This window comes from Helicobacter sp. NHP19-003 (genome assembly GCF_019703305.1).
In the GTDB taxonomy this organism is placed as follows: Bacteria; Campylobacterota; Campylobacteria; order Campylobacterales; family Helicobacteraceae; genus Helicobacter; species Helicobacter gastrocanis.
In genome coordinates this window covers 1-15031 of sequence record NZ_AP024817.1, presented here as the reverse complement: position 1 = coordinate 15031, position 15031 = coordinate 1, and the positions used below count along the sequence as shown (strand labels likewise).

Here is a 15031-nt window from a genome sequence, read left to right as displayed (position 1 = left end):
TTTCTACACCTCTCTTTTACCGAGCTCACTGTGCGATTGTAGCATAAAGTAAGGATTTTATGTAATTTACCCCTTAAATTACCGAATTTACCCCTTAAATATGCCGAATTTACCCCTTAAATATGCCGAATTTACCCCTTAAATTACCGAATTTACCCCTTATTAAGGTTAGTTGAAGCACTAGAAACCCCGTGCGCAATGTAGTTCACAAAGCCCACAAGACCGCCGTACAAAGTGATTTACAAAATGATTGACAAAGTTCTTACGCACGCACGAGAAAATTTCGATTAAGCCAAGAAGGTAAGCCAAGCTGGCACTTGGCATCTATATTGCTCTTGGGGGCAAGCCCCCAAACCCCCAAGAGAGGGTTTTGAAGTGAGGATTAGTTTGTTTTTGTGGCTTTATGGTGCTATTGCAGTAAAGAGGGCTTTTGGGTTTTAAAACACCAAAAAACACCCCTGCAGTAAAATAGCTTGGGGAGTTCTAAAATGAGAATCTGCGTTTTAAAGGTCATAGAACGCTTTCTTGGGCCAAGGGGTGGTTTGATATGGGTTGTTGGTAAAGTGATGGCTGTGGACATGATATGGCGTAAAGAAAGGGAATAAAGAGAGAGGAGATTAATTGACATACTCCTGATAGCTAAAGCCAGGGGCTTTACTTCAAGTCAAGTCTAGGAGCTTCGTGGTCTTGTAGCGCAATTGGCAACACTATGAGTTTACTATGAGTTTGGGGCATTCATCCACAGGTGTGGCAAATGCAAAAAAGAGGCTAATGAGTGAATACAGCCATAGAACGCTCTAAAACGCTCTACAATCGATTTTATGGGCTTGATAATGTTTGTGTACTCTTTTGATCAAAGTTACGCTGTATGACCCCTCTATGGCTCTAGAAAGACTATAAAAGCTATGCAATCAAATAAGCAAAAGTGCAAGCACTATGCTATATATAAAAACTCTAATTTGGTTAGTCTCTAATGCCAAATTCTCGTTTCACAAGCCAAAGAAAACCTAGAACTTGTAAAATTATCCTCACCATCTATCCTCAATTATCTCATCATATCTAAAGTTTCGTAGCACATCGAAGGAAGCGTGCGTAAGCTCTTGAATAAAGGATTTATGGTGATTGAATAGTTTCGTTGATCGACATGAGTCATGGTTGGATAACTAAACATGGTATAGTTGATGGAGGTGTTAAGGTCTTGCTTCTCACTTGTGTCCGCTCTACTCACTCCGATTCATTCTCGTGAACTTAGAGAAGTGGGTTATTTCTTTTTTATAGGTTGACCAGCCATACTCTCCAAAGTTCTCAAGCGTTTCTCTTACAATATGTTGTTGAATTATTAAAACGATTGGGTATGTGAAAAAATGTGATTGTCAATGTCTTGTCTTGGGAATCGCGCGCGGATCACCGGATCACGCGGATTATATTAAATTATTTTAATATGCATAACCAGCGCAACTGCAGTTACAGGTTGTGCCTACAGATTTCTGGTATTTGCGACCTTCGGAGCTGTTTTCCTGAAAACCTTGACTGTTGATGTATCGGTTTGAAAAATCGAGATATGACCTCGGTTTTTTACATTTTATTTTTTTTGTGTGATTCTTTGGCTGTGTGCATATACTCAAGTTTATGCTGTGTGCTTTTGTATTATTGGAGGTGTAGATGAGTGTTACTTTACTAATGCAGGCTTGAACATCCCCCATGTTCGCCGCTTTTTGAAGATATAGGAGAGCTTTTCTGATGTATCCGTCTTTAAGGTCAGGATCAAGATTAGGGTCAGGGTCAAGGTACATGTCTGCTAGGCTAAGATAACCGTAAGATTCTCCCATGTCCCCAGCCTTTTTGAAGTTTTGTTGCGCTTGTTTGTATTTTCCGTTTCTCTTATACATAACGCCTAAGTTGACAAGAGCTTTAGCATTCCCCAGATTAGCGGCTTTTTCCCAGTATTTTTTAGCTGTAGCTTGATCTTTGTGGATATTATCACAACCGCTATTGTATAGGTTTCCTAAGCTAAAGTAACCATCAGAGTAACCCATATCTCCGGCCCTGCTAAAAAAATCTCTAGCTGTTTGGCATTGTCTATTTGAGATGTTGTAGTAGAAAAATCCTGAATTATAGTAAGGCTTAGCATTCCCCTTTTCTCTTGCTTCTCTTGCTTTTTGAAAGTTCTGGAGAGCTCGGAAGTCTTGGTGACAAGCTTGCAAGACTCCTATACCGTTGTATCCTCTAGAATCTTCTCTTTTTAAAAGTTTCTGATAAAACTTAGAGGCTTTTTTGCAATTGCCCTCGTCTAGAGCCTTTCGAGCATCGATGTAGTATCGATCGCTTTTGGCACATCCTAAACAAAGTACCCCTATAAATATCGTATTCAACGCACTTTTTAGTGTGATCATTGCTTGCCTTCAGTGGTGTGGTTTATGGCTATTCTCGGACTGCTTTTACATGTTATATTAAATATTCTAGAACTAGATTAATTTACTAAGTTGAGGGCTTGGGTGCAGTATTCTAGGATTTTGGAGTGAGATCTTAGATTGCCTGGAGTTTATGAGCGGTAAAATCCTCGATGGATAAAAATATCCCCCACTATCATGGCGTGTCAGTAGTGCCCATGAGCTATTTTAAGGGGGTAGCTACATACACCAAGCCGAGTGAGGTAGAAATTGAGCTAAAGTCTTACGCGTTGATTGTAAGCCGATTGTGGATATCAAAGGGGTAAGACCCAAAGAGGGGGCCAGAGAGCTTACCAAGACCCCATGCATATACGCTTCTATATCAGAGCCCCACCCTTTTGGCAGCTTAAAAGAGTGCGCGAAATTCATCGCTAAAAGGCATTAAACTAGCCAGGCTAGATCAGGAGCAGTTTTTAAACCCCTGATGAGCAAGCCAAAGGCATAAGACAATATGATCCAGGCGGGTTACTCAAGCAATACGACCGTTTTCCTCTCAAATCAATCTTTTTTACTCACACTCCATAATATAGCGTCCTATTTCAAAAACCGCCGCATTACGCCTCGATCTAACTTCTGCTATGGTCCTACATTTATTGCTTTTATCATAGTAATACTCTCAATCTGTATAGATCGAATTCAATGCAGATGACACATCGTAAACTGCCGTAGGTTTCAAAGGAGTTTTTGTGGCGTTTAGAATAGCAGCAGCGATGGAGCAATTACTATGGTCAACAAACGCAAGCCACGGAAGCCACAGAACCACCACACAACCGCACTTACTTTGTTCCCATCCCTCTACCTTATTATCTCCAATCTTACAAAGCATGTCAATATAACTATCACATTTTACCCCTCTGCACCATGGGAGGGCAAAGATAATGTCTCTATAAAATATAATTCACATTCAGAACGATCTAGCTCTATTTTACAAACTTGTTGCTGTATATATTGCATCACATCTGGTTCAAAAAGACCACCACATGGTTTTTCCTTATCAGGCATCTTTTCTTTGCAAGCATGATCTCAAAGTCTCTCTCGATTTCCAAAACTCTCTAGTTCTTCTCTAGTAGATTTACTTCTCTAGTGAATAATCGTGTGTGCATGTCAATATTTATCATATTATCTAAATGACACAAAAAATTTAAAAAATTGATACTTAAAGTTGATAGAACCACTACTTTTATCTAAAAATTAGGAGCTCTGCATGAAAGAGAACCCTATATCGTATTTTGAGATAGCCAGTAAAGCTTATGAGAGAAGGGATTACCCGAAAGCTATGGGATACTACTTGAAAGCTGGAAATAGTAGATATGGTAGATGATGCTACAAGCTAGGCTTGTTGTATTTTAGAGGCGATGGTGTTCCACAGGATCAAGCCAAGACTTTTGAATATTTTTTGAAAGCCATAGGGAACGGGGAGGTTAGAGCCTATCATTCCATCGGACTCATTTATCAATATGGGCATGGCATGCCATAAGATATAGTCAAAGCTAAAGAATATTTTCAAAAGGGAACCGTGATGGAAGATGCTCTTGCACAAGCCGCTTTTGAGAGAATACTGAGTAAGAAGTGTCGATTGGCCGATTACACACACCAGACTCATACAAGATGCGCAAGAGAAGAACAAATTAAGTCAATTTTAAGTTTATTCCACGCTCTGTGCAACCGCTGTTACCATTGAGAGAATATCACAAAAACAAGAACAGGAGAAGATGGCAAAATCTGCCCAAGGTTGACAACAAAAATCCTAAACATCTCAAAATCCTAAACATCTCTATATAGGGATACACCCAAACAAAATAGAGAAATTCTTAGATAACCTACAGCAAGCCTCAGTAAAGACTCATTGGAACACGCCAACCACCCTTAAACAAGCGGTTGGCTGGCGAGGGTCCGCCTTACGAATTATGCGCGGAATATTATTAATATAATTTTAAATAATATTTAATAATATTTTAAACTGTTAACAAATGTAAAACGAATGTAAAATAAAGATTGAGGTTATCATAAACAGAAGTATCGTCTCAAAATCAGGTTTAAGTGCAAGTTGGGTAATTTAGAATCGCTAAGGGTATTTTTGCACATCACAGTGCAGTTTGTTTATTCGATAGACTTTATCGAGCACGATCGTGCCTTGCAGCTTGCGTTGGCTGTTTTTGAGTGCCCCAAAAAAATCTATCAAATCTAAATTTACGACTGCTACACTAAAAAGTATATTCGTGTTGTCATTGTTCGTATTTAAATCAAATGCGAAGATGTAGTCAATATCTTCGATTTTATTAATAATCTCGCAACTATATTTGAACCCTATACCCAAAAATAGCGTGTCGAATGAGCTTTTATTAAGCTTTTTAAGCAATACATTCAGCTCACTTATATGATTATTTTTGATATTTTGCAATTTTTGTATGTCTTCTTTAATTTTACTTGACTTGTCTTTATTTTCGTGTAAAAAAACATAAAAGTTATCCTCTTTTGTTTTTGAAGCTATGATATCGATATAAATTCGTTTCATTTTTCTACCACTGCCTATTAGTATAGCTCTATCTGCCTGTGCACCGGGATAACTTGTCGCTAGAATTTCACAACCAATTCTTTTAAAAACTTCAACACTAGCAAGGGTAATGATATCTTCTTTGATATTCTTGGAATCAAGTGGTACAATCAATAGCGGTTCTCTATGTGCTTTTTCTCTAAGAGAATCTTTATACAGTGTGGCCACACTTGGACTCCACGATATTCTGCATATAATTGCATTGTCAAGATTGCACAGCCTTAGTTCTTTTGAATTTAAAAAGATTGACTTATAGACATTGTTACCATAGGTTCGCAAAAATCTTAAAAATTCATCATCTTTGATTTGAAAATGCGCTGGAGCTACTTCCTCAAGCCTTATATTTATGCCCGTGGCTATCATAAAAATTTTTAATACTCTGTGCGCACTCACACCTTGCTCTATGAGTGAATTGATTTGATTTAATTTCGTCTTTGATAGAGTATCAAATAGCGTCTTGTAACTTTCTTTATTTTTTCGTTCTATGGTAAATTTTGTAATTGTGTAATCATTGCCAAATAGCATATTTATAAAGAATAGAATACCCCTATCAGGATCCATGGCATGACCAAAACGGTTGATTTTTACGATTATATCATTACCCTCTCTTTTAAATCTTGTTGAATTTGTAAACACATTTTTTAACGGTGCAAGGTTTTTATCGATTACACACTCAAAAGAGTGTAGCAGGTTCTTATAAACTATATCAAAGTTCTTATGTTGTAAAAACTCCTTGATTAGTACAGATAAGACCTTTCCTATCTCTGTAGTTTTATCGATACAAGACAGCCTCTCCTTGTTAGTTAACAAAGTATTGTTTTGGTATCCAAAATTTATAAAGTAGACAACAGCATTATTATTTAATGCAAGTGCAACTTCGCCTTGATTGTTAATTTTATCTCCCCCACCATGTTCATTAAACGAATTTTTATTAAAGGGCGAGATTTTCATAACCGGAATTTTGAAAATACCAGACCAAAAATATACATCACTTCTCTGCATTTTATGATCATCGGTCGGCACAGCAGTTGAATATTCTATAAGCAATATTGGTATCTCGCTGTTATTAGAAATGATGCTAATTGCCAAATCAAAACTCTTTAGTTTTAAAATTCTCAGTAGTTGTGAGTCATTATCTCTAGGTTCGCCTCTAAATTTTGGTAGATAAATATTTTTTATAAATAAATCCCTATCGATTTCCAGTAAATAATCCTTAAAATCTAATCCCTGTTCTAGACACTCAGCATAGATCCTAATTTCATCTATTTTCATCTCATTTTTACTCTCTGAAATGTTAAAATGTGCTCTTTCTTATGTTTAGTTCTATAATTTTGTGCAAAAGATCGACTTGTTTGGTCAAGCTCACTGCAAGAATAATCAACTAGGTCCCAATTTAGCTTGTTTGTAAGTGTTAGAATTTCATCTTTGGCGTTATAAATCTCACCTTGTATTTTGCCATCACCCATCACAAGTACAATATAGCTATCATTCTTTAATACTTCTCCGCATTGCCTAAAAACCTCTAATAGATCGTTGTTAAATTTTTCTTTTGGTAATTTTAAGCTCGAATATTCTCGCCTCGAACCTATTTCGTTTTGCATAGAAAACTTTACATCGAAATCGAGCCATAGCATTCTGTGCTTATGATACAAATAGTAATCGTAAGTGTTTGGATATGGTGGAGAAGTGAGAACAAGTGATATTGAGTCTTTGAATATTTTTTCACATAGTGTCTTTGCATTGTGTAAAAAAACATACTGACCGATGCTATTTTCAAAGGCTAGATTTTCAAAGATTTCAATAGTTTGAAACAGTTTTTCTGTAAATTTCCTGTATACATAGTCTTCATTTAGATGCTTCTTGTTGACACTGGCATATCTAGTATCTGACTCCTGGTTGGAAACTACATTGACAATGGAAGAAAAAATTAAACTTAAAAAGACTTTATATTTCCTGTTGCCTCGACTGAACTCGTCAATGCTAGCCTTTATATTTGACAGCGCTTTGATGCTATCTACTTTAAACCAGTGATTAATAGCTTTATAATTTTGTAGAAAATTACCCTTTTTTATGTAGAATTCTTTTAACTTTTTGATGTCATGATTATCCAGATATAACAATTTCGCTTGTGTTATCAAATAAGCGATGTGATTTACATCGAATCCAAATGACTGTCTATCCAGCTGTCTTGCAGCCAGCAAGGTAGTCCCTGAACCACAAAACGGATCTAAGACAACTTCCTTTCTGCAGGTATACTTCTGTATGTACTCTAGTGCCAGGTCTATGGTGAATTTAGCTGGGTACGGATGTATCCTATCCAACTTTTTTAAGTAGAAATTATTGATTTTATCGCACAAGAGAGTATTACGACACTTTTCTCAATACTACTAAAAATGAATGGTTCTGATTTGCGTAAAACACACTGGGATATCCAAGCAAAACTAACCTTCTGCGTTCGTTTTGGTCCCACACTATTAAGTCATGATATTTAAACCCTGCTTCTTGTCCTAAGTTCGCAATTATACTGTGCAAGTCAACATAGGGAACTCCATTCTTAACATCTCTAAAGTCCTTAACTACCCAAATATTATAACCTTTGTTCCTAGTTTTATTGAAAATTTTCTTCATCAGCGCTAAAACTGCTTCTTCATAGGCTGCCAAATCCATATTCCCAAAATCTTTTTGACTATCCGAGTAAATTCTTGTAGTGGCGTTATTGTTTAACACAAAGGCGGATTTTCTGTGCCTATTTGTCCTATCATCTACAATCTTATGAATAAGATTTGCATAGGGCGGTGATGTGAATGTTAAGGAGAGTGTTTCATCGGCTATCGAATTTATCAGATCTAAACAATCACCATGCTTAATCTTGCAGCTAATATTGGCTTGATCAATGGAAACTAAAAACTGTTCGACTGAAGAACTAGCCATACTAAAAAAATCACTACTCAATTCAAAGCCCACGAAGTTCCTTTGTAATTCTACTGCGCTTAGAGCAGTAGTACCGATGCCTAGAAACGGGTCCAGCACTAAATCACCCACACTTGAATAGAGGGAAACTACTCTATCACTTAGTTTTTTTGGAAAAGTAGCTCCATGCTCAAGTGCATTCCTGGAGCGCGGACTGGACACATCACCCCACACCGAGCGAGAATTCATAGCCCACTCCTGCGTAGTCAACCCATTAAAAGCTTGCTTGACCGCCAATAAACTTCCTCCTATACCATCTATTTATAGTTTATTGTAACTTTGCTGCAACTTTTGTTAAAAACAAAAAATACTAATTAACATCCAATTAGGATGATTTTATACAAGCTAATCAAGGAGCTAAGTGAGCAGGAAGTGACCATGCCTTTCGCGCGCGTCCACTCGTGTAGCAGATATGTGTTTTTAAACTTTAAATTTCCATTCTTTCTTCCTTAGAAAAAATAGAAGAAGTGGGGATACCTTATTTTTTCGTTCACTGTCTTTTCACCACATAATGTAGGGCTTGGTAGAACTTGACAGATCTTCTAATGAGGCTTACAAGCTCAGAATTCGCCATTTTAAAATGTCATAATATAACCTTCCGCTCTATGAGTCTTTAAAAGCGATTTAAATACTATGTTTGATTTATTACTTTACTTTATCTTGCTTTTCAAAGACATGTTTGCTCTGTTTGGTCGTTTTTTTTTTCACTCTCTCCCCAAGAGACATGATTATCCCATAATCGTAGATACTTCAAGATCAAAAATCTAATCCTCACTTCAAAGCCCTCTCTTGGGGTTTGGGGGTTTGCCCCCAAGAGCAGTATAGATGCCAAGCGTCAGCTTGGCTTACCGAATCACGGAAGCCTTGTAAATTACTCTCATAGATACAGACTTTAAAAACCCCATTCTTGTCCGTGGCGTGTTTAAACCACTCTAGCAGTCTGTATAGATTCTTGCTGTATTTGCCACTCAAGTCTAAAAAGGTCTGCAGTTGTATGGTGGTGAAGTTTGCTTCTCAATCGTTCAGCAAGTAGGTAAAGTAGGGGTCATTAACTTGTATATCCAAATGTTTAACATTTTTTTGTTTGTCGTATTCAAGGGCAAACACCCTAAAAAGCATCGCTCTGCTTCTGTGTATGTTTTCATTGGGTAGATATTTGATTAAATCAAAATTAGCCCCTGCTACATTGTTAAAAAGGTCAAGGGTTACCTTATAAAGTTTTGCGTTATCCATGTGAGGATTGCCTGCTAAAGCCTTTAAATCTTGTGGGCTTGCCCCCAAATCCCCAAGAGAGGGCCTTGAAGTGAGGATTGGTTTGTTTTCTTGGCTTTATCATGCCATTGCAGTAAAGAGGGCTTTTTGGTTTTAAAACGAGAATGAGTGTTTAAAGGCCATAGGACGCTTTCTTGGATTAAAGGTTTTTGGTATGTGTTAAGGGTGAAGTGATGATTGTAGACCCCTCTATGGCTATAAAAACGCTATGTAAGTAAATAAGCAAAAGCACAAACGCCACACTTCACAGAAAAGTCCCATACTAACCCCAAATTCTCGTTTCAAAAACCAAAGAAAACCTAGAATATGTGTCTTTTGCGTTTTAAAAGCCTTAGAGCGTTGAGAGTGGTTAAAGAGTTCAAGCAGGGTTAAGGGTGTTGTGTTGATTGTAGAGACTTTTAGGGGGCTAAAAAGGGCATCACGCAAATAAAACGAAATGGCAGAAGGTCAATGTGGCTTTTAGAGAGTGCTTAGCTAGAGATTTGGGGTGCTGTATTGCAAGCTCTATTAAACCCTTTTAGCCTATCTATATCAGTCGCTTAAATCAGTCACTTAAATATTACGCTTAATCCCCTTGGCACCCTGTAGCAGGTGTTTTTGCGCTAAAATGGGGTATGGAGATACAGACATCGAGCGAATTTGAAAAGTGGCTAGAAAATCTAAAAGACCTAAAAGGGCGTGGTGCGATTGTGCGCCGCTTGCGGACTTTATAGAGTGGGCATTTTGGCGATCATAAGGACATCACGGGCGCAATTTTTGAGCTACATATCCACACCGGACCGGACTATCGCCTCTATGTCGCTAAAAGGGGCGATGTGCTGGTGATTTTGCTATGTGGCGGCGATAAAAGTACACAACAAAAGGATATAATCAAGGCACAAAAATTTTAAGAGAGGAGTTTTAGATGGCCTTTAAGCCATTTAGTGTGGTTAAGTTTCTAAACACCAATGAAAAATGCCTATCCTTTTTAGAAGCCGTTTTAGAAGACGGCGACTTGACAGAGCTCAAAGATGCCTTAGAAGTGATTGTAAAATCTAAAGGCATCGACTTATCCCCTTTTGAGGGGGATGCTCTTGAGTTTGCAAGGGTTTTAAAGAAATTAGGTTTTGGGTTGCAGTCTTTGGATGAGATGCAAAAGCGCAACACTGCTTAAACCCCCCAAACCTCCGAAGAGAGAGTTTTTAAAGTAAGAATTAGATTTTTGGTCTTGAAGTATTTACGGTTATGGGATAATTATGTCTCTTAGAGAGAGAGTGAAAAAAAACGACCAAACAGAGCAAACATGTCTTTGAAAAGCAAGATAAAGTAAAGTAATAAACCAAACATGGCGTTAAAGCACTTTTAAAGAGTCATAGAGCGGAAGTTTAGGGGTTGGGAGTACATATCAAAACATGGTTTGGAGGTTGAAAGCGGTTGTGAGGGATTGTAGGCTTAAATTTTCAGCTACACATCAAGTTAGATACTTCAGTATTTATTATTGAAAAGACGGAAAAACACGGCGCAACCCCCAATCCTTATACCCTGATCACTCTTGTGTTCTAGGGATGTTTAAACGCAAAAGAAACACATTCTAGGTCTGGGTTTTCTATGGTTGACAATGCCACCAAATTGTGATCCACAGAGGTGAGAGCGACCCCGACCCCATAGATGGAGGTGTTACCCACAATCATCATGCCCACATACAGCACGCCCTAAAACGCCCCCTCTCAAACTCTCAAATGTGCTATAAAGCGACCATGTAATTAAAGTCTCACCTCTATGACTTTATTTCTAGGGATAGGGGTTCGGTGTGGAAAAGGTTTAACTTGACATGCCTTCAGCACTGAAAAAGCCAATTCAAGTATCTCGCGACGTATGTCAGAATAGTTAGTGGGATCGATCGTACCTAGATGGATTAGTCCATCCCGCCCATCCTGTCCACTCAAATCCAAGACAACACTCCACGCCATTTGGTACGCTCTGGCATAATCTTTGTGTATCTTATCTCCGCAGAAATACAATACGGCAACATATACACGGTCTAAGAGTATTAAATCACCCTTATTATCCCCTCCTTGTTTCCTATTTAGTTGGATAGCTTTATCAAGATAAGATAGAGTTTTGCTGTCATCATCCTTGAATTTTTTATCCTGCATATACAAAATCCCTAAAAGGCTTGTGCCCACGAAACTTCCCTGATCGCTAGCCTCTTGAAGTAGTTTGTAAGATTCTTGAAACTGCCCAGCATTCCTGAGTGCTACGCCGTTTTTAATTAGCTTTTGGATTTCTAAATGAGCTTTGTCTACCCCAACATAATATTTGTAATAGTCAAGATTAGATGCTCTCAAAGGTATATATACTGCCCATAAAATCGCCAAAAGTCCAACCAACCATTTTTGATGATTAAAGCTCAGGTCCATTGAAACCCCTTTGCTAAAGATCTAGTTTTGTTTGTACTCTCTCATTGCCAAAACCCCTCCTCATATCTGCTCATCCGGTCCATGATAACTCACAATTCTTAACAATCTTTTATTACCAATGGAAGCTCAAGTGAAATATTGTCGTGTCGTTATAATTAGAGAGATGGTTGAACACCTCTACTCTTCGTCGAAAAAATAAATGGGATAGGCTACAGCGAGTAGTGCAAGTGTAACAAATATAGAAATTGCAAACATCATTGTTGTGTGCTCCTTAAAATTTTTGAACTACCTCTAATTCTTTTGAGGGCGTGACTAAAAAGTATGAATATCCAAAGAACAACGATTGCCATGGGAACCATAAAGAGTAACAAGCTTGTTTTAAATATCTTTATGGCGGACGAAATTTTCGTAATAACGAACAAACTCCTCATAATGAGCAAAGAAATAACTAAAAACACTGAAAACACCCGTTGATGCGGCAACAAATACTGCTTTGAAAAATTCAGATTTAGCTTTCGCTTCTTCTCTTATATCTGTTATTTCTGGGTTCTCTATTAGGTTTTCATCTAGCCTCTCATCAGGAACCCGCATACTCATTCCATACCTCTACCTATCTTTCTGCTTTTATTTTAACGGTATTTCATTTAGACTATAGTAACCACTAAGTAAACCACTAAAAACTCTAAGACACGGAATATTAGCACCATCGAAAGTATTGATAAAAAACAGATAACACCAACCTCGATCTAGGCGTGATTAACAATACAAACCCGAACTCTAGCTGAAATGCAACTTATGGCGTTTTCTTAATGGAACAAATACGCCCAACGCCAAGGATATAAGCAACTCAAGGGGCATACAGAACGATACTCTAAGATATATCCTGAAGCCACTACAAAGATCCGGTCAATAACACAACAGCAACTACGAAACTACTAGAATAAAACACAAAAGTTTTATAGCCAAGGCAGAGCTTTAATCAATCAATACCAAAGCAATATTAATAAGCTCTTGGATACCAAAGCAACACAAATGCGAATATCAATCAGGTCAAATAAACAAGATTTTCAATTTTTTTGAATTTTTTTGAGGTTTTTAACTTTTTCTAAAGAATGAGGTTAGGCACGCTCAAATCGCCACAATCAGAGCATATTATGTGTGTGATAGCAAACTAAAACTTAAACCTCCTAAAGCCAAGAAAGCCTCCCAAGCTAAGTGACAAGAAAACACACCCCTAGTTCAAGATACTTTGTAAAAACGGGTTTTTAAGCAAGAAGCCCACCCGTCTTTAGCGGGTGGGTGATTCACACACAGACGGCAGAAATACAGCGTTGCGGCTCAAAAAGTAGAAAACATCTACCAGGCTTTGAGCGATGAGAACCACAAACAATACAAAAAGTTTAGAAAAAAATATCTAAATAAAATCAGCCCTGAGTCTTTCCAGCAACAGGCATTAGCCCTCAAGCAGTGCAACTGCCTAATGGTAAAAAGTGTGCACGGGGAACACACATTATACGCAAGAACCGCTGCCACCACCGCTCTTTGAGAAGGGTGTGTGCGCTGTCTAGGTATTGAGGAGATAACTCTCCCATCTCTCTAATCTATGACCATGTTGCTTTGATTATACCTAGTAAAAACAAAAGCAATTAAAGTAATTAGAGAAGTAACTGCATTTAGAGAAGTAACTGCATAGCTGCGCCAAGTTCTTTAAATCATCAAGCTCTGCTTTCTTTTTGTCTAATTCTGGCATTGCTTTGCTTTCACTTTGCCCCCTTCACAAACTCTCTAAGCAAGCTCTCATGGTCTTCAAAAAAATATATAAAGCAATTAGGAAATCCTTTAGGGATAAATTTTAAATATGCTTGGTTCAAGGAGCGCAGGCGCTCGGCATAACTACGATCCGTGTGATCGGTTGTATTGATCTTAAAGACACCCATTAGTCTAGCGTTATCGCCTCCAAAAGAAGCGACCATCAAGAGCTTAACACTTTTAAAGTAGTATTCAAAGTCTTTGGTAAACAAAGAACCACTAAGCCCTATAAAACCGTTAAGGGTTTTTAACTCTTGTTTGTTGTAATGGTCTCTTTTACTTCTTACCTCTTCTCTAGCTTTCTTTGCTTGTTTCTCTTTCTCTTCCTTTTGGATTTGTGCCATGGTGTCTTTAAAGCGGTTTTTGATGTAGCGTTTCATGATGGCTTTTTGCATGTCAAGATGCGGATGGGGCATGAAGTGAAAAGTGATGCCCACGACTTTATTGCCCTTGCCTTTTTTGATTTTTGTATAAAAGATAGTTTCATAAGGCAAAGAGCGATCGGGGTTTTCAGGGTTATAGCCTTCATCAATGGGGACACCTAGCTCTCTGCAGGCGGGTTTTAGTATCGTATCGGTGTCCTTAATTGACAAACTCCTAGGTATCCCCATAAACTCTTTAAACCCTTCAAAGTCGCTTTTGTAAGTGAGTACCTCGCACATGCAATGCTTTTTCACATCCTCAAAGCGCACCAACAATCTATACAGAGCTTTGGCGTATTTGCTCCTTAAAGACATAAAAATTTTTAATTGCAAAGAAGTGAAGTTAGCACTAAGATTATTGAGTAAATGCGTGAAATAGGGGGTGTTGATACCAACTTCTATGTAGCGGAGTTTGGGGGTTTGATCGGAGACGATTTTAAAATGCTTGAATAAAAAGTAGTTCGTTTCTTCAGTCAATTCTTCACCATTTTCTACAAAACGCATGATTTTCCAGAAATTAGCCATTCTTATATTTTTCCAAAGTGTGCGCACCACTCTTAGTAGGTTGCCTCCATCAATTTTAAGTGCGCCAATCATCTCTTTAACTTCGTGGGGTTCAAAGCGTATGCAAGTATCGCCTTGATCTTTGAGGCGGTTGAATAAGGCAAAGAGCAAATTACTTTCCCACGCACCTAGCTTGCCTAGATTAACCTTGTAAATATCATTGTGTAGGGTTACTCTAGTTGAATCGGCTATGCGTATATCTTTAGCAAGCACGGTGTTTTTAGACACACTTTGGAGAGCCTGCGCTGTGATTTCTTGTTGATTCTGCTCTGTGTTTTGGTTTAAAGGTGTGGCTAGCTGTAGGTTTTGAATCTGTGGATCTACTTGCTCTTGCTTAATGATCTGTTGTTCTTGAGCTTGTGGAGCATCTATGGGTGTTTTAAGTAAGTTTTCTTTGACTGGCTTTTGTTCTTGGCTTTCTTGGGGTGTTTGGGGGTTTTGCGTTGGCGTTAAGGCTAAGAGTTTTTTTACGCATTCAGTTTTTTCTTGTTTTAAAATATCTTTAAGTGCTTGGTTTGTTTCAACATCTATTAGGACTTGGAGTTTCACGATCTCACTACTCAAAACTTGTTTTTGATCCTGAACAACCAT

At 38.0% G+C, this 15031-nt stretch carries 11 protein-coding genes and 2 pseudogenes; 3 read left to right on the top strand and 10 right to left on the bottom strand.

The genetic code is table 11. The features are described from left to right. Positions 1–1436 precede the first annotated feature (1436 nt). Positions 1437–2393: a tetratricopeptide repeat protein gene (locus K6J72_RS08120; protein WP_221281333.1), complete on the bottom strand. Its 957-nt coding sequence runs from the start codon at positions 2391–2393 to the stop codon at positions 1437–1439. Positions 2394–3066: 673 nt separating this feature from the next. Next, a complete protein-coding gene (locus K6J72_RS08680; RefSeq protein WP_430886756.1) occupies positions 3067–3330 on the bottom strand; it encodes a DUF6710 family protein in 264 nt (87 codons plus the stop codon). Between the two features lie 453 nt (positions 3331–3783). Here K6J72_RS08680 and K6J72_RS08675 point away from each other — a divergent pair. Continuing rightward, positions 3784–3927 (top strand): annotated as a pseudogene (locus K6J72_RS08675) (hypothetical protein); the annotation flags it as partial. 588 nt (positions 3928–4515) lie between these two features. Here the strand turns inward: K6J72_RS08675 and K6J72_RS08110 are convergent. The 5 genes and pseudogenes from K6J72_RS08110 to K6J72_RS08090 form a co-directional block, all read right to left on the bottom strand. Then, positions 4516–6276, bottom strand: coding sequence for a hypothetical protein (locus K6J72_RS08110; protein WP_221281328.1), 1761 nt, complete (start codon positions 6274–6276; stop codon positions 4516–4518). Continuing rightward, on the bottom strand, positions 6273–7325 hold the full coding sequence (locus K6J72_RS08105) for a DNA methyltransferase (RefSeq protein ID WP_221281319.1): 1053 nt from the start codon (positions 7323–7325) through the stop codon (positions 6273–6275). The genes K6J72_RS08110 and K6J72_RS08105 overlap by 4 nt, the downstream gene beginning before the upstream one ends. A gap of 43 nt (positions 7326–7368) precedes the next feature. Next, positions 7369–8211, bottom strand: coding sequence for a DNA methyltransferase (locus tag K6J72_RS08100; protein WP_260320722.1), 843 nt, complete (start codon positions 8209–8211; stop codon positions 7369–7371). Between the two features lie 534 nt (positions 8212–8745). Next, positions 8746–8973: pseudogene (locus K6J72_RS08095) on the bottom strand (hypothetical protein); the annotation flags it as partial. A gap of 15 nt (positions 8974–8988) precedes the next feature. Then, positions 8989–9207 (bottom strand): hypothetical protein, encoded by a 219-nt coding sequence (locus tag K6J72_RS08090; protein WP_221281343.1) that lies wholly within the window; start codon positions 9205–9207, stop codon positions 8989–8991. 779 nt (positions 9208–9986) lie between these two features. On the opposite strand from K6J72_RS08090, the gene K6J72_RS08555 reads away from it, so the two are divergent. Continuing rightward, positions 9987–10136, top strand: a complete 150-nt coding sequence (locus K6J72_RS08555) for a hypothetical protein (RefSeq protein WP_430886755.1) — start codon at positions 9987–9989, stop codon at positions 10134–10136. Positions 10137–10150: 14 nt separating this feature from the next. Next, positions 10151–10399: a helix-turn-helix domain-containing protein gene (locus tag K6J72_RS08080; protein ID WP_221281342.1), complete on the top strand. Its 249-nt coding sequence runs from the start codon at positions 10151–10153 to the stop codon at positions 10397–10399. A gap of 589 nt (positions 10400–10988) precedes the next feature. On the opposite strand, the gene K6J72_RS08075 is transcribed toward K6J72_RS08080, so the two are convergent. From K6J72_RS08075 to K6J72_RS08065, 3 genes are all read right to left on the bottom strand, one after another. Then, positions 10989–11645, bottom strand: coding sequence for a hypothetical protein (locus K6J72_RS08075; protein WP_221281339.1), 657 nt, complete (start codon positions 11643–11645; stop codon positions 10989–10991). Between the two features lie 378 nt (positions 11646–12023). Beyond that, positions 12024–12236, bottom strand: a complete 213-nt coding sequence (locus K6J72_RS08070; protein ID WP_221281337.1) for a hypothetical protein — start codon at positions 12234–12236, stop codon at positions 12024–12026. A 1169-nt stretch (positions 12237–13405) separates the two neighbouring features. Then, a complete protein-coding gene (locus K6J72_RS08065) occupies positions 13406–15031 on the bottom strand; it encodes a replication initiation protein (RefSeq protein WP_221281335.1) in 1626 nt (541 codons plus the stop codon).

Excerpts from the sequence above, each read along its gene's own strand:
- K6J72_RS08120 (WP_221281333.1), bottom strand. The coding sequence starts at position 2,393 with ATGATCACACTAAAAAGTGCGTTGAATACGATATTTATAGGGGTACTT.
- K6J72_RS08110 (WP_221281328.1), bottom strand. The coding sequence starts at position 6,276 with ATGAAAATAGATGAAATTAGGATCTATGCTGAGTGTCTAGAACAGGGA.
- K6J72_RS08090 (WP_221281343.1), bottom strand. The coding sequence starts at position 9,207 with ATGGATAACGCAAAACTTTATAAGGTAACCCTTGACCTTTTTAACAAT.
- K6J72_RS08080 (WP_221281342.1), top strand. The coding sequence starts at position 10,151 with ATGGCCTTTAAGCCATTTAGTGTGGTTAAGTTTCTAAACACCAATGAA.
- K6J72_RS08075 (WP_221281339.1), bottom strand. The coding sequence starts at position 11,645 with ATGGACCTGAGCTTTAATCATCAAAAATGGTTGGTTGGACTTTTGGCG.
- K6J72_RS08070 (WP_221281337.1), bottom strand. The coding sequence starts at position 12,236 with ATGCGGGTTCCTGATGAGAGGCTAGATGAAAACCTAATAGAGAACCCA.
- K6J72_RS08065 (WP_221281335.1), bottom strand. The coding sequence starts at position 15,031 with ATGGTTGTTCAGGATCAAAAACAAGTTTTGAGTAGTGAGATCGTGAAA.